The 25,318-nt window shown below is 60.4% G+C and carries 25 protein-coding genes; 5 read left to right on the forward strand and 20 right to left on the reverse strand.

Annotated features, from left to right (window positions below):
• Positions 1-4: 4 nt before the first annotated feature.
• Complete coding sequence (locus ACI2KA_RS09010) at positions 5-2,485, reverse strand: ComEC/Rec2 family competence protein (protein ID WP_404501888.1); 2,481 nt, start codon at positions 2,483-2,485, stop codon at positions 5-7.
• A gap of 262 nt (positions 2,486-2,747) precedes the next feature.
• On the opposite strand from ACI2KA_RS09010, the gene gltA reads away from it, so the two are divergent.
• On the forward strand, positions 2,748-4,037 hold the full coding sequence (gltA, locus tag ACI2KA_RS09015) for a citrate synthase (protein WP_404501258.1): 1,290 nt from the start codon (positions 2,748-2,750) through the stop codon (positions 4,035-4,037).
• A gap of 75 nt (positions 4,038-4,112) precedes the next feature.
• On the opposite strand, the gene ACI2KA_RS09020 is transcribed toward gltA, so the two are convergent.
• The 19 genes from ACI2KA_RS09020 to ACI2KA_RS09110 form a co-directional block, all read right to left on the reverse strand.
• Positions 4,113-4,847, reverse strand: coding sequence for an amino acid ABC transporter ATP-binding protein (locus ACI2KA_RS09020; RefSeq protein WP_404501260.1), 735 nt, complete (start codon positions 4,845-4,847; stop codon positions 4,113-4,115).
• Positions 4,825-5,484 (reverse strand): amino acid ABC transporter permease, encoded by a 660-nt coding sequence (locus tag ACI2KA_RS09025; protein WP_404501262.1) that lies wholly within the window; start codon positions 5,482-5,484, stop codon positions 4,825-4,827. The genes ACI2KA_RS09020 and ACI2KA_RS09025 overlap by 23 nt, the downstream gene beginning before the upstream one ends.
• The gene (locus ACI2KA_RS09030) at positions 5,481-6,152 is read right to left on the reverse strand and encodes an amino acid ABC transporter permease (RefSeq protein WP_404501264.1); all 672 of its coding nucleotides are present in this window, start codon (positions 6,150-6,152) and stop codon (positions 5,481-5,483) included. The genes ACI2KA_RS09025 and ACI2KA_RS09030 overlap by 4 nt, the downstream gene beginning before the upstream one ends.
• A gap of 79 nt (positions 6,153-6,231) precedes the next feature.
• Positions 6,232-7,017: a transporter substrate-binding domain-containing protein gene (locus tag ACI2KA_RS09035; protein ID WP_404501265.1), complete on the reverse strand. Its 786-nt coding sequence runs from the start codon at positions 7,015-7,017 to the stop codon at positions 6,232-6,234.
• 6 nt (positions 7,018-7,023) lie between these two features.
• Positions 7,024-7,734, reverse strand: a complete 711-nt coding sequence (locus tag ACI2KA_RS09040) for a GntR family transcriptional regulator (RefSeq protein WP_404501267.1) — start codon at positions 7,732-7,734, stop codon at positions 7,024-7,026.
• Positions 7,735-7,930: 196 nt separating this feature from the next.
• On the reverse strand, positions 7,931-9,115 hold the full coding sequence (gene lpxB, locus ACI2KA_RS09045; protein ID WP_404501269.1) for a lipid-A-disaccharide synthase: 1,185 nt from the start codon (positions 9,113-9,115) through the stop codon (positions 7,931-7,933).
• Positions 9,112-9,993: an LpxI family protein gene (locus tag ACI2KA_RS09050; RefSeq protein ID WP_404501271.1), complete on the reverse strand. Its 882-nt coding sequence runs from the start codon at positions 9,991-9,993 to the stop codon at positions 9,112-9,114. Before ACI2KA_RS09050 ends, lpxB begins: the two co-directional genes overlap by 4 nt.
• 3 nt (positions 9,994-9,996) lie before the next feature.
• The gene (lpxA, locus tag ACI2KA_RS09055; RefSeq protein ID WP_404501272.1) at positions 9,997-10,812 is read right to left on the reverse strand and encodes an acyl-ACP--UDP-N-acetylglucosamine O-acyltransferase; all 816 of its coding nucleotides are present in this window, start codon (positions 10,810-10,812) and stop codon (positions 9,997-9,999) included.
• Positions 10,809-11,276 carry a 3-hydroxyacyl-ACP dehydratase FabZ gene (fabZ, locus tag ACI2KA_RS09060; protein WP_404501274.1) on the reverse strand — a complete coding sequence of 156 codons (468 nt, stop codon included), beginning with the start codon at positions 11,274-11,276 and terminating at the stop codon, positions 10,809-10,811. The genes lpxA and fabZ overlap by 4 nt, the downstream gene beginning before the upstream one ends.
• Complete coding sequence (lpxD, locus tag ACI2KA_RS09065) at positions 11,269-12,336, reverse strand: UDP-3-O-(3-hydroxymyristoyl)glucosamine N-acyltransferase (RefSeq protein ID WP_404501276.1); 1,068 nt, start codon at positions 12,334-12,336, stop codon at positions 11,269-11,271. Before lpxD ends, fabZ begins: the two co-directional genes overlap by 8 nt.
• 49 nt (positions 12,337-12,385) lie before the next feature.
• Positions 12,386-14,716, reverse strand: a complete 2,331-nt coding sequence (gene bamA / locus ACI2KA_RS09070; RefSeq protein WP_404501278.1) for an outer membrane protein assembly factor BamA — start codon at positions 14,714-14,716, stop codon at positions 12,386-12,388.
• A 199-nt stretch (positions 14,717-14,915) separates the two neighbouring features.
• A complete protein-coding gene (rseP, locus tag ACI2KA_RS09075) occupies positions 14,916-16,037 on the reverse strand; it encodes an RIP metalloprotease RseP (protein WP_404501890.1) in 1,122 nt (373 codons plus the stop codon).
• 48 nt (positions 16,038-16,085) lie between these two features.
• Complete coding sequence (locus ACI2KA_RS09080) at positions 16,086-16,919, reverse strand: phosphatidate cytidylyltransferase (RefSeq protein WP_404501280.1); 834 nt, start codon at positions 16,917-16,919, stop codon at positions 16,086-16,088.
• Positions 16,919-17,662, reverse strand: a complete 744-nt coding sequence (locus ACI2KA_RS09085) for an isoprenyl transferase (RefSeq protein WP_404501282.1) — start codon at positions 17,660-17,662, stop codon at positions 16,919-16,921. The genes ACI2KA_RS09080 and ACI2KA_RS09085 overlap by 1 nt, the downstream gene beginning before the upstream one ends.
• Before the next feature lie 63 nt (positions 17,663-17,725).
• The gene (frr, locus tag ACI2KA_RS09090; protein WP_404501284.1) at positions 17,726-18,283 is read right to left on the reverse strand and encodes a ribosome recycling factor; all 558 of its coding nucleotides are present in this window, start codon (positions 18,281-18,283) and stop codon (positions 17,726-17,728) included.
• Positions 18,284-18,348: 65 nt separating this feature from the next.
• A complete protein-coding gene (gene pyrH / locus ACI2KA_RS09095; protein WP_065116199.1) occupies positions 18,349-19,071 on the reverse strand; it encodes a UMP kinase in 723 nt (240 codons plus the stop codon).
• A 97-nt stretch (positions 19,072-19,168) separates the two neighbouring features.
• A complete protein-coding gene (gene tsf / locus ACI2KA_RS09100) occupies positions 19,169-20,095 on the reverse strand; it encodes a translation elongation factor Ts (RefSeq protein ID WP_059752789.1) in 927 nt (308 codons plus the stop codon).
• Between the two features lie 358 nt (positions 20,096-20,453).
• Entirely contained in the window at positions 20,454-21,221 is a 768-nt protein-coding gene (rpsB, locus tag ACI2KA_RS09105) for a 30S ribosomal protein S2 (protein ID WP_404501287.1), read from the reverse strand.
• A 194-nt stretch (positions 21,222-21,415) separates the two neighbouring features.
• On the reverse strand, positions 21,416-22,258 hold the full coding sequence (locus ACI2KA_RS09110) for a cell envelope integrity EipB family protein (RefSeq protein WP_404501289.1): 843 nt from the start codon (positions 22,256-22,258) through the stop codon (positions 21,416-21,418).
• A 116-nt stretch (positions 22,259-22,374) separates the two neighbouring features.
• Between ACI2KA_RS09110 and ACI2KA_RS09115 the strand changes: the two genes are divergently transcribed.
• From ACI2KA_RS09115 to ACI2KA_RS09130, 4 genes are read left to right on the forward strand one after another with little or no spacing between them, the layout of a single operon-like run.
• Entirely contained in the window at positions 22,375-22,845 is a 471-nt protein-coding gene (locus ACI2KA_RS09115) for a RidA family protein (RefSeq protein WP_046800238.1), read from the forward strand.
• Positions 22,842-23,582 (forward strand): glycerophosphodiester phosphodiesterase, encoded by a 741-nt coding sequence (locus ACI2KA_RS09120; RefSeq protein ID WP_404501291.1) that lies wholly within the window; start codon positions 22,842-22,844, stop codon positions 23,580-23,582. Before ACI2KA_RS09115 ends, ACI2KA_RS09120 begins: the two co-directional genes overlap by 4 nt.
• The gene (locus tag ACI2KA_RS09125) at positions 23,579-24,772 is read left to right on the forward strand and encodes a GNAT family N-acetyltransferase (protein WP_404501293.1); all 1,194 of its coding nucleotides are present in this window, start codon (positions 23,579-23,581) and stop codon (positions 24,770-24,772) included. Before ACI2KA_RS09120 ends, ACI2KA_RS09125 begins: the two co-directional genes overlap by 4 nt.
• 22 nt (positions 24,773-24,794) lie before the next feature.
• Positions 24,795-25,226, forward strand: a complete 432-nt coding sequence (locus ACI2KA_RS09130; protein WP_404501295.1) for an HIT family protein — start codon at positions 24,795-24,797, stop codon at positions 25,224-25,226.
• Positions 25,227-25,318: the final 92 nt, after the last annotated feature.

Raw genomic sequence — 25,318 nt, forward strand, 5'->3', positions numbered from 1 at the left:
GTCGTCACTGCGACGTCGCCAGCAGCTGCCGGATGTTTTCGGGAACATCGTGCTCGAAACTACCGCTCTTCCAGTCGTAATAGCGGTGTTCGCTCCAAGGCCTGTCCACCCCCGCTATAGCGGCGCGCAGCCGTCCGACCACGGCGGGCTGTTCACTGCCGGCGAAACTCATTTCCACCGAACCGATGCGCCGCAGAATATCGCGGTTGAGCAGCAGTGCGCCCGAGCGGCATTGCGAAAACGAGGTTCTGCGCGAAACGACGACGATATCGGCGATGTCGCAGGCCTTTCCGGCAAACCGGCCATCCTCCAGAACGACGATCCATTCGCCGCTGCCGGCGCGCGCCACGCACCATATGTCCTTGGCGCAGGTGAAGACCCCCGGTTCCGCATCTTTCAGGGCTGCCGTCATCTGCCGGGCGACGGTACTCAGCTCTTGCGGGGTCAGTTTCGGTCTGGCGGTCAAAGCCACACGGGTTGCCGCCGTCCCGGTTTCGACAATCACCGGCGGCACGGGCTGTTCCGGCAGGAGCAATGCTCTTTGCCACTGGCCATAAACGAAACCCTGCGGCCGCGTCCTTGTCGTATAGGCCTTGCCGTCCTCCAGCAGGGCGACCAGTTCGCCATCCTCGTGAATGAGCAGGTGCGGCACATCGCGATAGGCCATCGTCGCCGACAGCCCGAAGGCAAAGAGCAGAATCGGAATGCCAAGCAAAGCGAGCCGGCTGCGCAGCAGCGTCAGCAGCAGGAAACCGGCCGACGCAAGGCCGATGAACCAGCCATGCGGCCGCCCCGTCGCAGCGCTGCCGCCCCAGGACGCCACCTCCTGCGCAACCTCGATGACGAGCGCCATGCCATATCCCATGATCTTCAGGAAAGGAGCGTCGAGCCCGAAGGGCATCAACAACATGGCGACAAGGCCAAAGGGCATGACGATCAGCGACATCAGCGGCATGGCGGCCAGATTGGCGAACAGTCCATAGGTGGTGACACGGTGGAAATGTTCGGCCGAATAGATCGCCGTCGACAGCCCGCCAATCAGCGATGTGACGATGACGCCGCCGATGATGGCGCCTGCCGTCTGCCCTACCCTCATCCATGCCGGCCTGCGGCCGATGGACAGCCGCTCGTGATTGCCGCGGCTGCGACTCCACCAGGCATAGGCCGATACCAGCGCGATGGTCGCTGCAAAGGACATCTGGAAACTCGGCCCCATGATCTCCGAGGGCGAAAAGGCAAGAATGACCAGGGCGGAAAGAGCAACGTTCCTGAGGCTGAGCGAGGGCTGATCGAAAAGGACGGCGATCAGCATCACGGACATCATCAGCCAGGCGCGTTCGGCAGAGACGGCGAAACCGGAAATCAGATAATAGGCAAGCGTCATCAGCAGCGCCGCGAAAGCTGAAATCTTCTTGACTGGCCAGCGTTGCGCAAAGGCGGGAAACAGGCTGAAGACCAGTCGGAGGCCAACGAAGAAGATGCCGGCAGCCAGCGCCATGTTGAGCCCGGATATGGCAACGATATGCGCAAGACCGGAAAGCCTCAGCGCCTCCATCGTTTCGACCGATATGGCCTGTCTCTCATCGGTGACGATCGAGGCTGCAAAGGCGCCGGCATCGCCGCCGATCGTGCCGCGGATACGCTCGGCAATGGCGCTGCGAAGGCGATAGAGCCCCATGTCGGCCCACTCCATCACCCCGCGCCCAGCGGCAATGTCCCCCTCCGGTGATACGGTCGTCACCTGGGGCGGCCTGTAGAAAAATCCCGTCGCGCCCATGCCTTTGAAATAGGAGGCGAAGGCGAAGTCATTGAGCCCCGGCAGAGCCGGACCGGAAGGCGGCGACAGACGCGCCTTGCCGCGAATGGTGGCGCCAAGCGCGACCGGTTCGCCGCCGCGGGCAAGCAGCGCGACCTTCTCCGGCGGACGCGACAGTTTCGGCGTCTCCGTCGCGATCAGCCTGACCACGTATCGCCAGTCGCCGCGCGCGTCGACCTCACGGCGCAAGACAGTGCCGATGATGGTCGTGGTGACCGGTGTATCCAGCACCACGGTGCCGGCGCGCCTGGTTTCAAGATCGGCCAGAAGCATGCCCAGCAGCAGGAAAGCGGCGATGCTGCAGCCGGCCGGCGACAGGCCGGTATCGTATCGGATGAAGAGCGCCAAAGCGGCGGCAAGCAGGAGTGCGATTGCCAGTACGAACGAAGACGGCGTGACATCCAGGGAAAACCACAGGATCGCACCGCAGCCGATGAAGACAGGAACAAACAGGAAATCATGGCCGAATGCGCGTTCCTCGGCGAGACAGGCGGTGAGTTTGCCGGTAATGACGACCTTGAGGTTCGGCCAGGAAACAGGGGCAGGCAGATCGCGGGCAGCGACATCGCCGGTGCGGCAAACGGGAAACAGGATTTCATGCGTGCCGGGCAAGCTGCCCGGCCTCGTTTCGGCATATTCGAAATGCTGTTTTTCCCCGTGACCGAGCAATCCGCGCCGCGCCCCTGCCGCACCGGAAACAGCTTTGCAGCCCGGCGCGGAGGATTGCAATCCTTTCCTTTAACGGTGCGTTGACCGAGATCGAATCGCCATTGCCGATAAAGCCGCAAGCAACGTCATTGCGTTTGCCGCAATGCACAATTTGACCTTCGAATAGCTTGGCATCGGCGCAAGGATCATATAGCTAATCGGTAGACGCTTAACCGCGGGGCGTGTCTCAACGCCCCCACCCGCATGTTTTCGGAGGATCAGTATGACGGAAAAAAGCGCTACAGTGACACTTGGCGATAAACAGGTCGAACTCCCGGTCAGGGAAGGCACGATCGGGCCGAGCGTCGTCGATATCGGCACGCTGTACAAACACACGGGCTCCTTCACTTACGACCCGGGTTTCACGTCGACGGCCTCCTGCGAATCCAAGATCACCTATATTGACGGTGACGAAGGCGTTCTTTTGCATCGCGGCTTCCCGATCGAGCAGCTGGCCGAACAGGGCGACTTCCTGGAAACCTGCTACCTGCTGCTTTACGGCGAACTGCCGACGGCTGCGCAGAAGAAGGATTTCGATACCCGCGTCACGCGCCATACCATGGTGCACGAACAGATGAGCCGCTTCTTCACCGGCTATCGCCGCGATGCGCATCCGATGGCCGTCATGTGCGGCACGGTCGGCGCTCTTTCGGCCTTCTACCACGACTCGACCGACATCACCGATCCGCACCAGCGCATGGTCGCCTCGCTGCGCATGATCGCGAAGATGCCGACGATCGCCGCCATGGCCTACAAGTACCATATCGGCCAGCCCTTCGTTTACCCGAAGAACGATCTCGATTACGCCTCGAACTTCCTTCACATGTGCTTTGCCGTACCCTGCGAGGACTACAAGGTCGATCCGGTTCTGGCCCGCGCCATGGACCGCATCTTCATCCTGCATGCCGATCACGAGCAGAACGCCTCCACCTCCACGGTGCGCCTTGCCGGTTCGTCGGGTGCAAACCCGTTCGCCTGTATCGCGGCGGGCATCGCCTGCCTCTGGGGTCCTGCCCATGGCGGCGCCAATGAAGCGGCGCTCAACATGCTGAACGAAATCGGCTCGGTTGACCGCATTCCGGAATATATCGCCCGCGCCAAGGACAAGAACGACCCGTTCCGCCTGATGGGCTTTGGCCACCGCGTCTACAAGAACTACGACCCGCGCGCCAAGATCATGCAGAAGACGATGTATGAAGTGCTGGAAGCCACCGGCAATTCCGACGATCCGATCATGCAGGTCGCGCTGGAACTGGAAAAGATCGCCCTTTCCGACCCCTACTTCGTCGAAAAGAAGCTCTACCCGAATGTCGACTTCTATTCGGGCATCACGCTGAAGGCGCTCGGCTTCCCCACGACCATGTTCACCGTTCTCTTCGCTCTCGCCCGCACCGTCGGCTGGATCGCGCAGTGGAACGAAATGATCGAAGATCCGCAGCAGCGCATCGGCCGCCCGCGCCAGCTCTATACAGGCGCCGGCAAGCGTGACTACGTTCCGGTTTCGAAGCGTTAAGCCGCGAAACCCTCCAAGATCAAAGGCCGGCAGGTTTTCACCCGCCGGCCTTTTTGTTGGGCGTGCGAATGGTTCTCAATGGCGCGCGGCAACGCCGAGGAACTGCTTGAGTTCCGGCGTCGCGGGATTGGTGAACACCTCTTCCGGCGGGCCGATTTCATGCACCCTGCCCTCATGCATGAAAACCACGCGGGAGCAGACGTCGCGGGCAAATTTCATTTCATGCGTCACCATCAAGAGCGTCATGCCTTCGGCGGCCAGTTCGCGCACCACCGCCAGCACTTCCGCCACCAGCTCGGGATCGAGCGCCGAGGTGATTTCATCACAAAGCAGCGCGATCGGCTGCATGGCGAGCGCACGGGCAATGGCGACACGCTGCTGCTGGCCGCCCGACAATTCATCGGGATAGGCATCGAACTTATGCGCCAGCCCGACCCGCTCCAGCATCTTGCGGGCAACGGTTTCGGCTTCCGGTTTCGGTGTCTTCTTCACCACGGTCTGAGACAGCATGACGTTGCCGCCGACGGTCTGGTGCGGGAAGAGGTTGAACTGCTGGAAGATCATGCCGACCTTCAGCCGCAGGGCTTTCAGATGCAGATCATCGTCGAGAAGCTGCGCGCCGGCGACCGATATGGAACCGGCCGAAATCGTCTCCAGCCCATTGATGCAGCGAAGCAATGTCGATTTGCCCGATCCGCTCTTGCCGATGATGGCGATGACCTCACCCGGCTCGACATCGAGGTTGATGCCTTTCAGAACCTCGTTGCTGCCATAGCTTTTGCGGACTTCAGTGATTTCGATGAGCGACATTGAGCTTCCTTTCGAGGATCTGGCTGCTCTTCGACAGAGGCCAGCACAGCGCGAAATAGATGAGGGCGACGAGGCCATAAACGGTGAAGGGCTGGAAGGTGGCGTTGGTGACGACCGTGCCGGCCTTGGACAGTTCCACGAAGCCGATGATCGACGTTACCGCCGTTCCCTTGATGACCTGAACGATGAAACCGACGGTCGGCGGAATGGCAACCCGCATGGCCTGCGGCAGGATGACGTAACGCATCTGCTGCAGGCGTCCCATGGCAAGGCTCGCCGACGCCTCCCATTGCCCCTTGGCGACGGATTCGACGCAGCCGCGCCAGATTTCGGTGAGAAAGGCGGCCGCCCACAGGATCAGCGTCAGGCCCGCCGCCAGCCAGGCCGGCACATCGATGCCGAACAGGCCAAGGCCGAAAAAGGCGATGAAAAGCTGCATCAAAAGCGGCGTGCCCTGGAAAAGCTCGACATAATAACGCGCAAAAGCCCGCATCGTTTTTTTGCGGGAAATGCGCATGAACAGCAGAAGCAGCGCCACAAGACCACCGCCGGCAAAGGAAACGAGCGAGAGCAGCACCGTCCAGCGCGTGGCGAGCAGCAGGTTTCTGAGAATATCCCAGGTGGAGAATTCGATCATCGGACACTCCTGCGCGGAAAGATGAGGTTGCCGCCCATGACCAGTACCTGCCTTAACAGAATGGCCAGCACGAGATAGATGACGGTGGAGACCATGTAGGCTTCGAAGGCGCGGAAGGTGCGCGACTGGATGAAATTGGCAGCGAAGGTCAAATCCTCGGCGGCAATCTGCGACACGACCGAGGAGCCGAGCATGACGATCACCACCTGCGAAGACAGCGCCGGCCAGATGCGTTGCAGGGACGGCACCAGCACCACATGCCGGAAGGTTTCGAAACGGGTCATGGCAAGGCTTGCCCCGGCCTCGAACTGCCCCTTGGGCGTGGCCTGGATGCCGGCGCGGATGATCTCGCAGCTATAGGCCCCGAGATTGACCACCATGGCGATGTTGGCGGCGCTCAGTTCCGACAATTGCAGGCCCAGCGACGGCAGGCCGAAAAAGATAAAAAACAATTGTATGAGGAATGGCGTATTGCGAATGAGTTCCACATAGGCGGCGACCGGCGGCCGCAACCATTTCGGGCCAAGGGCGCGCACCCAGGCGCAGAATATGCCGAGGGCGATGCCGAGGACGCCACCAACGGCGATCAGTTCCAGGGTGACGGCGATGCCCTTGGCGATCTGCGGGTAATAATCGACAAGCCATCCAAAATCGAATGTGTATTTCACCCGATATTTCCTTTCGGGGAGGACAGACCAGGCGCCGGTCCGGGATCGGACGGGGCCGGCGCTTGGTTTGCCGGGTTGGTCAGAGATCCTTCGGCAGGTCGGTTTTCAGCCACTTCTGCGCGATGGCGTTCAGCGAACCATCGGTCTTTGCGGTGGCGATGATCGCGTTGACCTTTTCCAGCAGCGCCGGCTGCTCCTTGTTCAGGCCGATATAGCAGGGGGAATTCTTGATCAGGAACTTGAGCTCGGGCCGCTTCGGCGGGTTCTTGGCGAGAATGGCGGCGGCCACCACATTGCCCGTGGCCACGGCTTCCACCTGGCCGGCGAGGAAGGCGGAAATCGTGCCGTTATTGTCCTCATAACGCTTGATGGTCGTATCGGCCGGCGCCACCTTGGTCAGCTCCAGATCCTCGACCGCGCCACGGGTAACACCGATGGTCTTGCCCGACAGGTCTTCCGCCTTGGTGACCGCAACCGAGTCAGGGGCGAAGACGCCGTTGAAGAAAGGCGCATAGGCGGTGGAGAAATCGATGACCTTTTCACGATCCGGGTTCTTGCCGAGGCTCGAAATGACGAGATCGACCTTGTTGGTCTGCAGATAGGGAACGCGATTGGCGCTGGTGACCGGCACGAGTTCGACCTTCACGCCAAGCTTCTCGCCGATCAGATTGGCGACGTCGATATCATAACCCTGCGGGGCCATATCCGTGCCGACGCTGCCGAAGGGCGGGAAATCCTGCGGGACGGCAACGCGGATCGTGCCGCGGGAGGTGATATCGCCGAGCGCATCGGCAGAGGCTGCCGGCGAAAAACCGAGCGTTGCGGAAATCGCGGCTATGGCAAGCAATGAACGTCTGGAAAACATTGGTAATTACTCCTTTGGGCTTGAGGAAAGAGGCTGAAGTGAAAGGGAATTGCGAAGCTCGTAGAGCGGATCAGGCCTGCGGGTGAGATCGAGACCGGTCTCGACCTCGTCGAGATGGCGGATGGCGAGTTCGGCGGCGCCATGAAAATCACCTGCCTTGATCGCCTCGAAGATGCGGCAGTGCCCGTCATGCGATTGCTGCGCATGGAAATCGGACTGGTAAAGCATGGAGATGAGAATGGTTCTGGCCGTCAGGTCGCGCAGCGTTTCGACGATGATGTCATTGCCGGCGATTTCGGCGATGCGGATATGAAAGTCACCCATCAGGCAGGTCAGGCGCTGGCGGTCGCCCTTGGCGATCGCCGCCTTTTCTTCATCGAGATGATCGGCAAGGATGGCGATGCCTTGCGCACTGACGCCGGAAAGATTGCGCAAAAGCCCATATTCTATGATGCGGCGCGCCTCATAGACCTTGATGGATTCTTCGGCGGAAGGCTCCACCACGAACCAGCCGCGGCGCGGGCTGACGGTGACGATGCCGCGCGTCTCGAGCCGCATCATCGCCTCGCGGATGCGCGTGCGCGACACGTTGAAAAGGCTGGCGAGCTGGTTCTCGCTGAGGCGGGTTCCCGGGCGGATGCGCGCGGAAAGAATGCCGGAGATAATGGCGTCTTCTACCGCGCTCTGGGCGCTTTCGGATGTATGGCTATCTTGCATACAAGATTGAATGCAAGCGGTATGCCAGACGAAAATTCCGGGGCTGCGTGGCCTTTGCCGGCGAGCGGTTTGCCGCCCTAACGGTCAAATGCAGTAAAATCGATCCCTCGCCTGCCTGCATCGGCGGCAGGTCGGCAACCGGAAGCGCCTGCCCGCAAAGCGGACATCGCCATATCTGAGGCGGGCATGGGCCGGATTATATGGAGGAACTATTCCTGCCCTTCAGGACATCGAGAAGAATGGCCGCGCCGGTTTCACCGGGGGGCACATCGGTCTGCAAACGTTGCTGTACGAGCGCATAACCTTCCAGCATCGCCCGCCGCTCGGTGGTATCGGACGACAGACGTTCGGCCCAGCGCAACATCGAACCGGACCGCACCACCTCGTTGAAATATTCCGGTACGACCGCATAATCGGCAATCAGGTTCGGCAGGGCGCCGGTCCAGGTTTTCACCCGCTTGCTCAGCATGGTGAAAATCCAGTCTGTCTTGTAGACGGAGATCGTCGGGACGCCGGCAAGAGCCAGTTCGAGAATGACGGTGCCGGAGGCGGCGATTGCCGCATCGGCCTCGGCAAAGGCGTTCCACTTGAATGCAGGGTCGATGCCGATCTCCGGCCGGATGTCTTGCGGCCATGTCGCGGCCAGTTCACGAATACGGTTTTCCTGGCGCGGCACGGTGGGCAGCACGAACCGGGTCGGGCCGTTGCGTTCCACGAAGGCTTTTGCCGCCTGCTCGAACGGCTCCATCAACCGCGTCGTCTCCGTGGAGCGCGATCCCGGCAACAGAAGAATGGTCTTCGGCTGACCATCGGCCGGAAGAGAGCGGTCCGCCCGCTTCTGCCGCACGCAAAGCACATCGGGATCGACGCTGAGGCGATGGCCGACAAAGGTGGTCGGCGGGCCGCCGAGGCGCCGCATGGCTTCCGGCTCGAAGGGCAGCAGGGCCAGAACGTGATCGACATAGGACAGCATCGCGGTGGCGCGATATTCCTTCCACGCCCAGACGCTGGGGCAGACATAATTGACGACCGGCAGATGCGGCAATTGCCGGCGGACTTTTTTCGCAACGCGATGGGTGAAATCCGGGCTGTCGATGATCAGCAGGACATCCGGCTTTGCAGCTACGATGGCCGCCGCGGTCTGGTTGATCCGTGCAATAAGCTTCGGCAGCTTCTTCAAGACCTGCGTGAAGCCCATGATGGAGAGTTCCGAATAATCGAACAGTGAGGCGAGCCCCTGCGCCTCCAGCGCCTCGCCGCCGACACCCACCAGTTCGACGGAGCCGGCATATCGGGCCTTGAGCGCGCGGATCAGATCCGCCCCCAGAAGATCGCCCGACACTTCGCCGGCGATAACCGCCACTTTTAATGTCGCCGTCATGCGCTCATATCCCGGCCAATCATGTCTCCGTCAAGTGACGTATCGATGCCGCAGACGAATATGCCCGCCTCGTCGGCGGCTTTCAACATCGCGTCGCGATCGAGCACAAGCGCCCGTCCGGCTTCGACGGCAATGCCGGCCAAGCCGGCCTTCCGGGCGTTTTCCACGGTTTCGATGCCGATCGTCGGCAGGTCGGCGCGTACATCCTGCTGCGGCTTGCAGAGCTTGACCAGCACGCCTCTGCGCCGCGGCGATATGCGGCCTTCGGCGCGCAGCGCGGCGACACGCGCCAGCATGGCGTCCGTACCCTCGACGCCTTCAAGGGCGACAATGCGGCCACCGACGGAGACAGCTCCCTGCCCGACATCGAGCGTGCCGAGCGCAAGCGCGGCTTCGGCTGCCTTGCTTATATCGCGGAAATCCTCATCGGCGGGTTTCTGAGCGCCAAAAACGCCGGTGGTGGCGAGCAGGCCCGGTGCGATCTCATGCGCACCGATGACCTTTGCGCCAAGCGTGCCGATGATCTTGATGACCATCTGCAAAACGGCGTCGTCGCCACCCGACAGCAGGGTGCGGACGATGGAGGGAAGTTTCAGCAGGATGCCGATCGTCGGGCGAATTTCGCGCCATTCCGGCCGCCGCGCCACACCGCCGGATAACACGACGCGGTCGACGTGGTTTTCGCGCAGCAGACGGCCAAGACCTGCCACATCGCCGACGCTGATGACGGCATTGTCAAAACCGCTCCAGTCGAAGCGGGAATCATCGCGCAGCCGCACGATGAAAGGGTTTTCGCCCATCTCGCGGGCGGCCGCCGCCACATAAAGCGGCAGCTGGCCGCTGCCGGCAACGATGGCGAGACGCCCGCCGCCTGTCACGGCTCACTTGCCCCGATTGGGCGAAGAGATCGCGCGATCGCTGTCCGCACCGATGAAATCGATGATTTCAAGCGCCTGCGGGCAATCCAGATAGTCGTTGCGGTCGATGGCCGCGGCATTGCCGCGAATCGTGCCTTCAGCCTCGAAAATCGCTTTATAGACACGCCTGACCTTATGGATATCGGCGCGCTCGATACCGGCGCGGGTCATGCCGACGACGTTGAGGCCGCCGAGAATGCCGGGATTGCCGTTCAACATGCCATAGGGAATGACATCGTAATTGACCGCGGACAGTCCGCCGATAAAAGCCTGGCGGCCGATGCGACTGAACTGGTGCACCGCGCAACCGCCGCCCAGAATGGCGCGATCCTCGATGGTGACATGGCCCGCCAGCATCACATTGTTCGACAGGATGATGTGGCTGCCAAGACGGCAATCATGCGCCACATGCGAGTTGGCGAGGAACAGGTTATCGTCACCGACAATGGTCTTGCCGCTGCCATCGGAGCTGCCGGCATTCATCGTCACGCCTTCGCGCATGATGCAGCGTTCACCGATCTCGAGCGTCGTTTCCGAACCGTCGTGGCGAACCGCCTGGGGCGTGCCGCCGATGACCGCCATGGGATGGATGACCGAGCCGCGACCGATGACGGTGAGGCCGGAAACCACGGCGTGATTATGCAGCCTGACATCGTCGTGCAGCGTCACCTTCGCGCCGACATAGCTCAAGGCCCCGATAACGACATTCTCGCCGATGACCGCGCCATCCTCGACAACGGCGGTCGGATGGATTTTGGCCGAAGCCGCGATCGCACTCATTGCCGGCCCTCGGGGATCATCATCGCGCCGACATCGGCTTCCGCCACCAGCACGCCTTCCACCTTGGCCTCACAGTGGAACTTCCAGACATTGCCGCGCTGCCGCTGCTTGACGACGTGGATTTCGAGGCGATCGCCCGGAACCACGGGCCTGCGGAAGCGCGCATTGTCGATGGTCATGAAATAAACGAGATGACCACCCTCGCCCTGGTTACGGGCACAGATGGCGCCGGCCGTCTGGGCCATGGCCTCGACGATCAGAACGCCCGGCATGATCGGACGGTCCGGGAAATGGCCGGTGAAATGCGGCTCGTTGACCGTCACATTCTTGATGCCGATCGCGGAACTGTCGCCATCGATCTCGACGATCTTGTCGATGAGCAAAAACGGGTAACGATGCGGCAGAAGCTTCATGACTTCCAGGATGTCGGCCGTGCCAAGCGTCGCCTTCGTTTCGTCAGCCATTGTTTTTTTCTCCTGTTTTTTTATCACGCTCTTCAGCGCGTGCCAGAATATCGGCCATATCGCGCAGGAAATGTTTCATCGGACGCGCAGGCGTTCCGCCATAACGGGCGCCGGCCGGCACATCGGCGACTACCCCGCTCATCGCGGCGATCTGCACGCCGTCGCCAATGGTGATATGACCATTGATGCCCGCTGCGCCACCAATCATCACACCGTCACCTATGCGGGCGCTGCCGGCAATACCAACCTTGCTGACAATGCCGCAATGGCGGCCGATGCGCACGTTGTGGCCGATCTGCACCTGATTGTCGACCTTGGTGCCTTCTCCAATGACGGTATCATCCATGGTGCCGCGATCGATCGTGGTATTGGCGCCGATCTCGACATTGTCCTGAATGATGACGCGGCCGATCTGCACGATCTTCAGCATGCCGCGTGGACCCGGCGCATAACCGAACCCGTCCTGACCGATGCGCGCGCCGTTGTGAATGATGACATTATTGCCAAGCAATGCGGCGATAATGCTCGCGCCGCCGGCAATGGTGCAATCCCGCCCCACCTGCACGTCAGCACCGATGACGACGCCCGGCCCGATGCGTGTGCCCGCACCGATATGGGCGCCGGCGCCGATCACGGCAAAAGGCTCGACCACGACGCCCGCTTCCAGCTTTGCGGACGGATCGACATGGGCCGAAGGCGAAATCCCCACCTCAGCCGGCGCCAACAGCGCCGGACGCATGGCGGAGGGATGAAGCAGAGCACCCACCTGCGCAAACAGCGTGTGCGGGGTCTTCGATATCAATGCGGGAATATGGGGCGGAATCAGATTCTTCAGGGCCGCATCGCAAATTACCGCCGCTGCTTCGCAGCTCAGCAATTCGTCGCGATTCTTGCGGGAGAGTATATAGCAGAGCTGATCCGGTTTTGCCCGGTAGACCGGGGCAACGGACCGGATGGTCCGCTCGCCCGCCGCATCCTCAGACAGTTCCGCCCCAAAACGGTCTGCAATATCTTTCAATCGCAGTCCCTCGTGGGGCGGAAAAAAGGCGTTGTATTCCATCAGCCGGAAACTCCAGAACGTTCAAAGTTGCAGTTCTGGACTGCCGATATCAGAAAGTGTTGGACATGCCAAACCGGAAACGCTGTTCCTCGTCGTAGTCTTCCTTGGCGAAAGGCACGGCGTAGTCGACGCGGATCGGACCGAAGGGCGACGCCCACATCACGCCGATACCGGCGGATGCACGGATGGAGTTGTCGTCCTGCAGAGTTTCCCCAGCACCGATCTTAACCTTGTTGCCATACATCGTGCCGGCATCGACAAAGCCGGCGAGACGCAGACCAAAATCTTCCGGAACTCCAGGCATCGGAGCCGTGACTTCAGCAGAAGCGGCGAAATAGGTCGTACCGCCAATGGAGTCGGAACCGATACGCGGACCGATACCGTCATTCTTGAAGCCGCGAACCTGGCGGCCGCCGAACTTGAACTGATCGAAGACCAGCAGATTGTCACCCGTCGGCAAGACGTGGCCGGCCTGACCGGTAAGCGAGCCGATGACATCGTACTCATCCGACAGGGTGTAGTAGAAACGAGCCTTGGCGTAGATCTTGTAATATTCGGAATCGCCGCCGAGGCCTGCAAATTCGTTCGTCAGAGCAGCCTGCCAGCCTTCGCGCGGCATGTTGCGGTCGTCGAGCGTATTGTAGTTCAGCGTGTTCGAAATGATGGACTGCGTCCAGTCACCACCCTTGATCAGAGCCTGATAGGGCTCGGCAAGATTGGCACTATTTTCCCATTCGCCTTCGCCGTCATAATTGATCTGCTTGTAGGTGTACTTGAACGTCGTCGACAGGTCCTCGGTGATCGGCGCGGTCACGCGCAGCGAGAAGCCCTGCTCGTCGTAGTCGTAATATTCTTCGCTGCGGCTCTGGCTCTTGAACAGATCGAAACCTGCTGCAAGACGGTAGCCGAGGAAATAAGGCTCGGTGAAGGACAGCGTATAGCTGCGCGCATCGTCCTCACCCGCACCGGCGGCGAGACGGATGTACTGGCCACGGCCGAGGAAGTTCTTTTCTTCGATGGATGCTTCGAGCAGCACGCCGTCATTCTGCGAATAGCCGGCGCCGATACCGAACGAACCGGTCGACTGATCTTCGACATCGACCACGATGACGACGCGGTCAGGCGCGCTGCCGCCGGCAGTCGAGATATTGACCTTGGAGAAATAACCGAGCGCTTCGAGACGACGCTTGGCAGCCGTGATCACCGTCTGGTTGAATGCATCGCCTTCGGAAATATCGAATTCGCGACGGATGACATAGTCACGCGTACGGGTGTTGCCGCGGATTTCGATACGTTCGACATAGGCGCGCTCGCCCTGATCGACGATATAGGTCACGCCGATGGTGTTGCCGGCCATGTCGCGGTCGCCGCGCGGCGTCACGCGGGCGAAAGGATAACCCTCACCGGCAACGCGCTTGGAAATCGCCTCCATGCTCTGCTGAACTTCCTTGGCGCTGTAGCTTGCACCCTGGCGGGTTTCAACGAGACCCTGCAGTTCCGAACCATCGACGCCCGGAACCGTCGATTCCACGGCGACGTTGCCGAAATTGTAACGCTGGCCTTCATCAACCGTGATGGTGATGGTGTATTCGTTCTTGGACTCGTCCAGAACCGCCTCGGAACCCACGACCCGGAAGTCGGCATAACCGCGGTTGTAATAGAACTGGCGCAGCGCCTCTTCGTCAGCGCGCAGCTTGTCCTCATTATAGACGTCCTTACGCGTCAGGAACGACAGCATGTTGGACTTCTTGGTGTTGATGACGGCAGCCAGGCGACCGTCGCTGTAGGCATTGTTGCCGACGAAATCGATACGGCCGATCTTGGTGCGCTCGCCTTCATTGATGACGAAAGCGATGTTCACGCGGCCCTGACCGACGGAAACCGTCTGCGTGGTGATTTCGACGTCGCTGCGGCCGATCGCGGCATAGGCTTCCTTGATGCGGGCAATATCGGCGGTCACGATCGCCTGATTGAACGGCCCGAGCGACTGGGTCTGCACGATGCCGGCGAGCTTGTCGTCCTTGATCTTGCGGTTGCCGTTGAAGACAACCTGGTTGACGAGCTGGTTCTCGTTGACGGTCACGACCAGCGTGCTGCCGGAGACGCGCATGGCGACATTCGAGAAATAACCGGTGGCGTAAAGACGCTTCACCGATTCATCGATATCCGAATTGGAAAAATTCTTACCCGGCGCAATGGTGATGTTGGAACGCACGGAGTCCGCACCGGACCGTTCGGCCCCGCGAACATCGATCCTGCTGACAACCGCCGCATTTGCGACACCAGCAGAGGCAAGCACGCCAAGGCCCGCAACCGAAGAAACACCAGCAGACAGCGCAACCGCCGACACCGCGTTCAAAAATCTTGAACCAGCCTTCATTTCAATTCTTACCTTTTTACGTTGTCCCTCAGCGGGCGGAACCCGACTCCGGCCATGTGCGTCGTTTTACCTGCTTTTCCCCTACAAGCAAGTCAGAACGTTAAATTCTGTTTACTTCGTGATCCAGAGTGGCTCATTCGCCACTTCGGCATAAAAACAAGGTAAACAAGCCCCTAACAAAACCGTTAAAACACTATGCTCAGCCAATCAAGCTGCTGATATCATTCCATGTTGCAAAAACCATCAGGCCCAAAATCATCGCCATGCCGATCCGGAAGGCGACTTCCTGGGCGCCGGCGCCAAGCGGCCTGCCGCGGATGGCTTCAATGGCATAAAACACCAGATGCCCGCCGTCCAGAACCGGGACAGGCATCAGATTCAACAATCCGATGGATACCGAAAGGACCGCGGCAAGTTGGATGACGGCCGAAATGCCGAGCGTCGCCATCTGACCGGATGCCTGCGCGACGCGGACGGGGCCGCCCAGCTGATCGGCATTCATGCGGCCCGTCACCAGATTGCCGATATAGTTGAAGGTGCCGGTGACGACATGGCCCGTTTCGCGCACGCCTTCAAACAGCGCTTGCGACGGTGAATATTCGATATGGCGGAAATTGCCGCTGGACTGGTCGGTGACGATGCCGATGATGCCCATTTCCAGCTTGTTGCCGAACTGGTCGGTCGTTTCGGTGCGGGTCGGCACCATCGGCAGCTTCAATTCCTCGCCGGCCCTTTCGACCGTGACGGTGATCGGCGTGCCCGGCCGGATGCCGACATAACGGCGGACATCCTCGAAAGTCGCCACTTTTTCGCCGTCGATCGCCACCAGCCGGTCGCCGGGCCTTACGCCGGCGGCGGCGGCGGCGCTGTTTTCACGCACCTCGGCCACGACCGGATCGGCGATCATCCGGCCATAAACGCCGAACAGAACCGCGAAGATGAGGATGGCGAGAATAAAATTGGCGATGGGTCCGGCAGCCACGGTGGCCGCCCTCTTCCACAGCTTCGCGCCGGAAAGCGTCTGTGCCCTCTCCTCCAGCGACATATGCGACAGGCCGGAACTGTCCGGCTTGCTGGCCGCATCCTCATCGCCGAAGAACTTGACGTATCCGCCGAGCGGTATGGCGGAAATCTTCCATCTTGTGCCGCGCTTGTCGGTGAAACCGATCAGCTCCGGGCCAAAACCGATGGAGAATGCCGTCGAGCGGATGCCGCACCAGCGGCCGACCAGGTAGTGACCCATTTCATGGACGAAAACCAGCAGGGAAAGCACCAGGATGAAGGGCACGATATAGCCGGTCAGAAAGCCGGTCGCCGCCATTACTGTGTTCATGACAATCTGCCCTTTATGTCGCGACCTTCCGCATGCCTAGAAGCCCGGCAGCAGGCCGCCGCCCGATCCCGGCACGTCGCCGGTTGCCGCCGCATGCACGAAAGCAATGAGGAATACCGTAAAGCAGGCGAAAACAAGACCGTCAACACGGTCCATGAAGCCGCCATGGCCGGGGATGAGGTGGCTCGAATCCTTGACCTTGAAACGCCGCTTGACGAAGGATTCGAAAAGATCGCCGATCTGGCTGAATACCGAAAGGATGAGCGCAAGACCGAGCACCAGCAGGCTGATCCTGCCATGATAGGCGAAGGACACAGCGCCGCCGCCGATGAGCGCCGCCACGGCCCCGCCGATGGCCCCGGACCAGGTCTTGCCGGGCGAGATCGCCGGCGCGAGCTTCGGGCCGCCTATGGCGCGGCCGACGAAATAAGCGAGAATATCGGTCGACCAGACGACGGCGAAAATGAACAGGATGGAAACGAAACCGGCCAGTTCGTCGCCGCGAATGGCCGCCAGCGATATGCCGCTCAGACCGGCATAGGCGATGCCTCCCACCAGCCACCAGTTGCTGCCGCGCAAAACCGGAAACAGCGCCGCCGTCAGCGTAAAACCGGACAAAAGCGGCAGATCGAGCGAGGGCTCGCCAAAAATCGTGTTGCCGGCGATGACGGCGACCGCGAACCAGCCCCAGGCATTGCCCGTGGAATTGGTTTCGGACAGCCGGGTGATCGTCGACCATTCATAATAGATAAGAATCGCCAAAAGACCGGCCACGAGGCGAAACAGAATGCCGCCATACCAGGTCGCGGCCAGGATGACCGCCGCCATGACGATTGCGGATACGATCCGCAGTCTGAGTTCACGGCTCATCAGGCACCTGCCACGGCAACCTGCTCGGTGAGGGCACCGAAGCGGCGATCACGCGTTGCATATTGCTCGATTGCGGAAAAGAACAGTTGCCGGTCGAAATCTGGCCAATATTCGGGAACGAACAGGAATTCGGAATAGGCGGCCTGCCAGAGCAGGAAGTTCGACAGGCGTTCCTCACCGCTGGTGCGGATGATCAGATCCGGATCCGGAATTCCGGAGGTATCGAGCCTGGCCGAGATCATCTCCGGCGTGATTGACGCGGCATCCAGCCGGCCTTCGGCGACATCGCGGGCGATCGCCGCCGTCGCGCGGGCAATCTCGTCACGGCTGCCATAGTTGAAGGCGATCACCAGCGTCAGCTTGGTATTGTCCGCCGTCATCTGTTCCGCCTCTTCGAGGAGGCCGCGTATGTCGTGCTTCAACCCGTGCCGGTCGCCGATGATCCGCACGCGGACATTTTCGCGATGCAGCTCCGCAAGGTCGCGCCGGATGAAAGCCTTCAACAGCCCCAGAAGGTCGCTGACCTCGGATTCGGGTCTTCGCCAGTTTTCCGATGAGAAGGCGAACAGCGTGAGATAGCGTATTCCGCATTCTCCAGCCGCGCGCACGGTCTCGCGCACGGCCTCCACTCCGCGGCGATGCCCCATCACGCGCGGAAGACCACGCTGTTTTGCCCAGCGTCCATTGCCATCCATGATGATGGCGACGTGCTCGGGTATGGAGGAACGTGTCGTCGTCGGCATATCGATCCAGTAACAGGCAGCGCGGAATTAAAACGATAAAATACAGGTCTATCGCAAGCGATATCAGACCTGCATGATTTCCTTTTCCTTCTCGCCAAGCAAGCGGTCAATTTCCGAAATCGTGTCGTCGGTCATTTTCTGGACCTTTTCAGACTGTCCACGGCTTTCGTCCTGACCGATGTCACCATCCTTTTCGGCTTTTTTCAGACCATCCATGCCGTCGCGGCGCACATGGCGAATCGCCACCTTGGATTTTTCGGCATAGTCATGGGCCACCTTGACGAGCGACTTGCGGCGCTCTTCGTTGAGTTCAGGCAGCGGGATGCGCAGGTTCTGGCCATCGACGATGGGGTTGAGGCCGAGATTGGATTCGCGGATCGCACGGTCGACGGCGTTGACCATCGACTTGTCCCAGATGTTGACGCCGAGCATGCGCGGCTCCGGAACGGTGATGTTGGCGACCTGGTTGAGCGGAACGCGCGAGCCATAGGCGTCAACGGTCACCGGATCGAGAATATTGGCCGAAGCGCGGCCGGTGCGCAGCGATGCGATATCGCTCTTGAACGCATTGATGGCACCATCCATGCGGCGCTTGATATCGTTGAGGTCAATACCACTCATCTTGATACTCCATCTTGTCGGCCATCGCGGCCGTAATTCGCCCCCGGGGCGGCATCGTTTTCGGATTACTTGTCGTGCACGATGGTCTTGCGGCCGCCGCCGGTCAATATCTGCGCGAAACCGCCCTTCTCGTGGATCGAGAAAACAATGATCGGGATATGGTTTTCGCGCGCAAGCGCGACAGCGGCGATATCCATGACCGCCAGTCCCTTGCCGAGCACTTCGCTATGGGTCAGTTCGTCGAAACGGGTGGCCGTCGGGTCCTTTTTCGGATCGGCGGAATAGATCCCGTCCACCTGGGTGCCCTTGAAGATCGCCTCGGCGCCCATTTCGGCGGCGCGCAGCGCTGCGGCGGAATCGGTGGTGAAGAACGGGTTGCCCGTGCCGCCGGCAAAGATCACCACGCGGCCCTGGGCCAGATGATGAAGGGCGGCGCGCTGGGAGAAGCTCTCACAGATTTCAGGCATTGCGATTGCCGAGAGAACGACGGTGTCGATGTTGAGCTTGCGCAGCGAGGTTGCCAGAGCCAGCGCGTTGATGACGGTCGCCAGCATGCCCATATGGTCGCCGGTAACGCGGTCGCCGCCCTTGGATGCGACGGCGACGCCGCGGAAGATATTGCCGCCGCCGACGACAACGCCGACTTCAACGCCCATCGCTCGCGCCTCGGCGATATCGGAGGCGATACGGTCGGCTACCGCCACATCGATACCGAAACCCTGATCGCCCATGAGGGCTTCGCCGGAAGCCTTGAGAAGAACACGTTTGTAGATCGGCTTGGAAGACATCATGACTCCTCGGAAATGTAACCGAAACGCGGATACACGAAGGGCACCGCGTTGTCACGCGATGCCCTCCCGTTTTCCCAAGATTGGGTAAATATAATCAGCCCTTGGCGACGGCTGCGACTTCGGCTGCGAAATCGCTTTCTTCCTTCTCGACGCCTTCGCCGAGCAGCAGGCGAACCATGCCCGTCACTTCGATGGACGCACCGGCTTCCTTTTCGGCTTCCTTGACGGCAGCGCCGACGGTCAGGTCCGGGTTGATGACGAAAGCCTGCGACAGAAGGGCGACTTCTTCGAAGAACTTGCGCATGCGGCCATCAACCATCTTTTCGATGATGGCTTCCGGCTTGCCGGATTCGCGGGCCTGTTCGATGAAGACGTTGCGTTCGCGCTCAGCAACGGCGGCGTCGACTTCTTCAGCGCGGATGGCGAGCGGGTTGGTCGCAGCGATGTGCATCGCAACCTGGCGGCCGATGGAGTTCAGAACGGCCTTGTCGCCTTCCGACTTCAGGGCGACGAGAACGCCGAGCTTGCCGATGCCGTCGCCGGCGGCGTTGTGGATGTAGGTCGCGACAACACCGTGCGGCACTTCGAGTGCTGCCGAGCGGCGCAGCGTCATGTTTTCGCCGATCGTCGCAATCGCGTCCTTGATGCTGTCGGCAACGGACTTGCCGGTTGCCGGATAGGTTGCGGCGGAAACGGCGTCAACGGTGCCGTTGGTGGTGAGGGCGACCTGGGCGATACCGCGGATGAGGTCCTGGAACGCATCGTTACGGGCAACGAAGTCGGTTTCGGAGTTCAGTTCGACGACAACAGCCTTGTGACCCATGGTGGCAACGCCGACCAGACCTTCGGCAGCTGTGCGGCCGGACTTCTTGTCGGCCTTTGCGATGCCCTTGGCGCGCAGCCAGTCGATCGCCGCTTCCATGTCGCCATTGGTCTCAGCAAGAGCCTTCTTGCAGTCCATCATGCCTGCGCCAGACTTCTCGCGCAGTTCCTTCACCATTGCGGCTGTGATTTCGGTCATTGTGTGCCTCTTATCGGTTCGATCGGTCAGCAGGCGGAATTTGCCGTGCCGAAGTTCTGGGTGATGACTGTACCCGGCCGCACACCCTTTGAGGCCCGGGGGCTCAAGAAGGGGCATGCGCATTCCCAAGTGCTGCGGCGTCGCCAAACATCGAGATGATGGGTGCCGCTCTAGTGTGACAGCGTTATGAAGACTGTCTGCCGTTCCAACCGCGTCGGACGCCTGCGGTTTCTAGAAAACGCGGCGGAGCGGTTAGAAACGAACAAGGCCGTCAACCCATTGAAGGTCTTTGACGGCCTTGTCATATCCTTGGTCGAGGAGACGGCGATCAGGAAACCGCCGCCAGACAGGGCCTAGATCAGGCGCCAGCCTCGTCTTCGAGAGCGGGCTCGACCGGAGCTTCTTCGGAAGCGCCGATGTCGCGGCCGGAAGCGCCCTGCTGACGGGCGATACCGTCGATGGCGGCGCGGGCGATCAGGTCGCAATAAAGCGAGATGGCGCGCGAAGCATCGTCGTTACCCGGGATCGGGTAGTCGATGTGGTCCGGGTCGCAGTTGCTGTCGATGATCGCAACGACCGGAATGCCAAGACGCTTGGCTTCTTCGATCGCAATCTTTTCCTTGTTGGTGTCGATGATGAACATCAGGTCCGGAACGCCGCCCATATCGCGGATACCGCCGAGAGCCTTTTCAAGCTTTTCGCGTTCGCGCTCGAGGTTCAGGCGTTCCTTCTTGGAGTAGCCGGACGCTTCCGAGTTCAGGATCTCGTCGACCTTGCGCAGGCGCTGGATCGAGTTGGAAATGGTCTTCCAGTTGGTCATCATGCCGCCGAGCCAGCGGGAGTTGACGTAGTACTGGGCCGAACGCTTGGCGCTGTCGGCGATGATTTCGGACGCCTGGCGCTTGGTGCCGACGAACAGAACGCGGCCGCCGCGGGCGACGGTGTCGGACACGACCTGAAGGGCGCGCGACAGCATCGGAACGGTCTGAGCCAGGTCGATGATGTGGATGTTGTTACGGTCGCCGAAGATGTACGGCTTCATCTTCGGGTTCCAGCGGTGCGTCTGGTGGCCGAAGTGAACACCAGCTTCCAGAAGCTGGCGCATAGAAAAATCGGGCAATGCCATGCCTTGTTACTCCTTTTCCGGTTTAACCCCCGCGAAGCGAACAGCGCCGATTTTCATCGACACCACCGGGCGGAACGGACCGGATTTCTCCCGGAACATCCCAAGCTTCGCGTGTGGAATGGTGAGCCGCATACAGTCGCCCGCATGAAAATGCAAGCATCTATGCGAAAAAACCGCAAGAAACAGTGCGCGTTTCAGCGAACCGGCTTGTTTTCGCAGGTTTCGGGCTTGAGAATATCGAGCTTCGCAAGCTTACCCGTCAGAACGAAATCACCGTAATCCATCGTCAGGTCGCGGGTGATTCCGTTTTCATAAAGCTTGAACGACATGCGGTAGATCGGCAGGGCATCCGTACCGGTCTTGTCGTTATAATAGGCGATCGTCACCGGCCAGAATGCCGCCTTGGCGAATTCGCCCGCCTTGCCGGCATCCGCGTCGCCATCCTTCGGCGTCTGCGACTTGCCGACCAGCGTCGAGGTGATCAGGCTTTCATCGCCGTCATCCGACCCGTCGAAAATGCGCGATTCGAAAATGCGCTTTCCCTGCCTGGCGTTCTCGATGACCTGAAACATATGCTCGGTGGGAAATTCGCTGGCGACGAGGCTGACCTGGCGGGCATCCGGGCGGGTCAGATCCACCTTCACGCCGTCGCTGCTGTCGGTCGCGGCCCCCTGCACTTCCTTGTCCAGCTTGTCGTCGGTATAAGATTTCGTCTCGAAGGTGAACTTCTTTGCGGCAAGGTCCTCGAAGGTCGTGGTCTGCTGGTCGGTCATGCGCACGGCGTCGCCGGTGTTGATCTGCGTGACGAAGCGGAAATCCGTCTTGTAACCCTGGCAGGCCGAACCGGTGAATTCATAGACCATGCGGCCCGTCATGCCTTCGATGCCGGAGCGGTCGGACGCATCCTTGAGTTCGAGATCGTAGACGGCGCGGTGGGCGACGAGATCGGGAACCGTGACCGGCACGGCATTGGCAGCGTTTGACAGGCCGGTCATGAGCCCTGTTGCGGCAACGAAACCAAGCGTCCTGACAAACATGCAATATCTCCTGTTGGACTCGCCGCTCATATTGTACAAGCAACCGCCCGGCTTTTGGATCAACATCTTCTGAATGCCGGATTCTTGAAGGATTTACAACAAAACCGGAGACGAAAATGTCGGACGTCATCGAAGGCCGCCTCAAGGAACTCGGCTTTACGCTTCCTGTTGCGGCAGCACCAGCCGCAAACTACGTTCCGTTCACCATCAGCGGCAATCTGCTTTATGTATCGGGTCAACTGCCGATGGAATCAGGCAAGATTGCGGTGACGGGCCTCGTTGGCCGCGATGTCGACGTTGCAGGTGCCCAACGCGCCGCCGAATTATGCGCCGTCAACATTCTGGCACAGGTCAAGGCCGCCTTGAACGGCGATCTCTCGAAAATCCGCCGGGTCATCAAGCTGAACGGCTTTGTTGCGTCGGTTCCGGAATTCGTGGAACAGCACCTCGTCATCAACGGCGCCTCCAATCTTCTCGCCAATGTTCTCGGTGATGCCGGAAAACATGCCCGCGCCGCCGTCGGCATGGCCTGCCTGCCCTTCAATGCCGCCGTCGAAATCGACGCCATCGTGGAAATCGACGCATGACGCTCAAGCTTTCCTGGCTGACGGCTGAGCCCGTCGCCCATCGCGGTTATCACGATCTCAACAAGGCGGTCTGGGAAAACACGCTTTCCGCCTTTTCCCGCGCCATCGAGGCCGGTTTCGCCATCGAATGCGACGTGCAGCTGGCGGCCGACAGCGTGCCGGTGGTCTTTCACGACGACGACATGGCCCGCCTGACCGGCATCAGGGGCGACGTGCGCGAACGCACATCGGCCGAGCTGTCCCTTCTCGCCGTCGGCCAGACGCGGGACCGGGTCCCTACCCTCAAGCAGCTTCTCGCGCTCTGCGCCGGCAAGGTGCCGCTGGTGATCGAGCTGAAGGGCCGCGCGGGCGAAGGCGTCGATGACGGTTTTGCCGAGGCTGTTCTGGAAGACCTCGAGGGTTACAAGGGCCATGTGGCGCTGATGAGTTTCGACCATCACCTGCTGAGGGATCTGAAGGCCGCAGGTTCGCCCTGGCCGCTGGGTCTCACCGCCGAAGGCAACCAGCCGGAAGACTTCTTCAAACATGACGAAGCGATGCAGCTCGGGCTCGATTTCATCTCCTATCATTGGGGTCATCTGCCCAACAGCTTCATCGAAGCGCAAAGAAAACTCGGGCTTCCGGTGATTACCTGGACGGTCAGGGATGAAAATGCGCGCGCGATTACCTATAAATATGCGGACCAGATGACATTCGAAGGTTTCGACCCGAGAGAGAACCCGTCCGCCACGGCATGAAAGAAGACTATTCCATCAGCATTGCGCAATCCTTCGGGGATATCGATCCGGAAAGCTGGAGACGGCTTTCCGGAACTTCGCGCAATACGCAAGGAAAGTACTATAACCCATTTATTTCCCATGAATTTTTATCGTCGATGGAGGATTCCGGGTCGGCGACGGCGAAGACCGGATGGCTTGGGCATCACCTGCTGCTCGAAAATGCTGCAGGCACGCTCATCGGCGCCGTTCCCGCCTATCTGAAGAACCACAGCAAGGGCGAATATGTGTTCGACCATGGCTGGGCGGATGCCTTCGAGCGGGCCGGCGGCCATTATTATCCGAAACTGCAATGTTCAGTACCCTTTACACCGGCAACCGGGCCACGGTTGCTCACCTCCGAAACCGAGGACGAGACACGCTTCAAGGCGCTACTCGCCTCCGGTCTCGCGCAGGTGACGGAAAAGATCGGCGTCTCCTCGGCCCATGTCACATTTGTGGAAGAGAACGATCTCTCCGCGCTTCTTCCCCGCGATTTCCTGCACCGGACCGACCAGCAATTCCATTTCATCAATAACGGCTATCGCGATCACGATGATTTTCTCGATGCCCTGTCCTCGCGCAAGCGCAAGGGGCTGAAGAAGGAACGCCGCGCGGCGCTGGAACATGGCATCGAGATCGACTGGCTGACCGGACGCGACCTGACCGAGGATATCTGGGACCAGTTCTTCGCCTTCTACATGGATACCGGCAACCGCAAATGGGGCCGGCCCTATCTGACGCGGGAATTTTATTCGCTGATCGGCGAGCGCATGGCCGATGACGTGCTGCTGGTGATGGCGAAGCGCGAAGGGCGTTATATTGCCGGCGCAATCAACTTCATCGGCTCGGATGCGCTTTACGGCCGCCACTGGGGCTGCATCGAGGATCATCCCTATTTGCATTTCGAGGTCTGTTACCATCAGGCGATCGATTTCGCGCTCTCCCGGGGATTGAAACGGGTAGAAGCCGGCGCCCAGGGCGAACACAAGCTGGCGCGCGGTTACGTGCCGGTCACCACCCATTCGGCGCATTTCATCGTCCATCCGGGCCTGCGTCGTGCCATTGCCGATTATCTTCAGCGCGAGCGCGAAGAGGTCGAGCATATCGGCGACTATCTTGATGAACACACGCCCTTCCGCAAGGGCGAAAGACAGGAACCGGACGAATAATCCGCAAAGAGGAGAGACCACGATGACGGCCAGCGCCTATGACAATAACAATATCTTCGCAAAAATCCTGCGCGGTGAAATTCCGAGCCACAAGCTTTACGAGGACGAGCATACGCTGGCCTTCATGGATGTGATGCCGCAGGCGCCCGGCCATCTGCTCGTCGTTCCGAAAACCGGCTCCCGCAACCTGCTCGATGCCGATCCGGAGGTGCTGGCGAAAACCATTCCCGTGGTGCAGAAACTTGCAGTCGCCGCAAAGGAGGCCTTCGATGCGGACGGTGTCTTCATTGCCCAGTTCAACGAGCCGGCGGCGGGCCAGACCGTGTTCCACCTGCATTTCCACGTCATTCCACGCAAGGAAGGCGAACCGCTGAGGCCGCATTCCGGCGTGATGGCCGATGGCGAGGTGCTGAAGGCCAATGCGGAGAAGATCAGGGCGGCGCTTGCCTCCTGACGCTGGCTAACCCGTACCGTCATCCTCGGCCTTGTGCCGAGGATCAGGCCAAGTATCGTCCCATTAATCGGCTGCAGACGCTCGGGACAGGC

The sequence above is a fragment of the Agrobacterium sp. NPDC089420 genome (genome assembly GCF_044900305.1).
Classification (GTDB): Bacteria; Pseudomonadota; Alphaproteobacteria; order Rhizobiales; family Rhizobiaceae; genus Agrobacterium.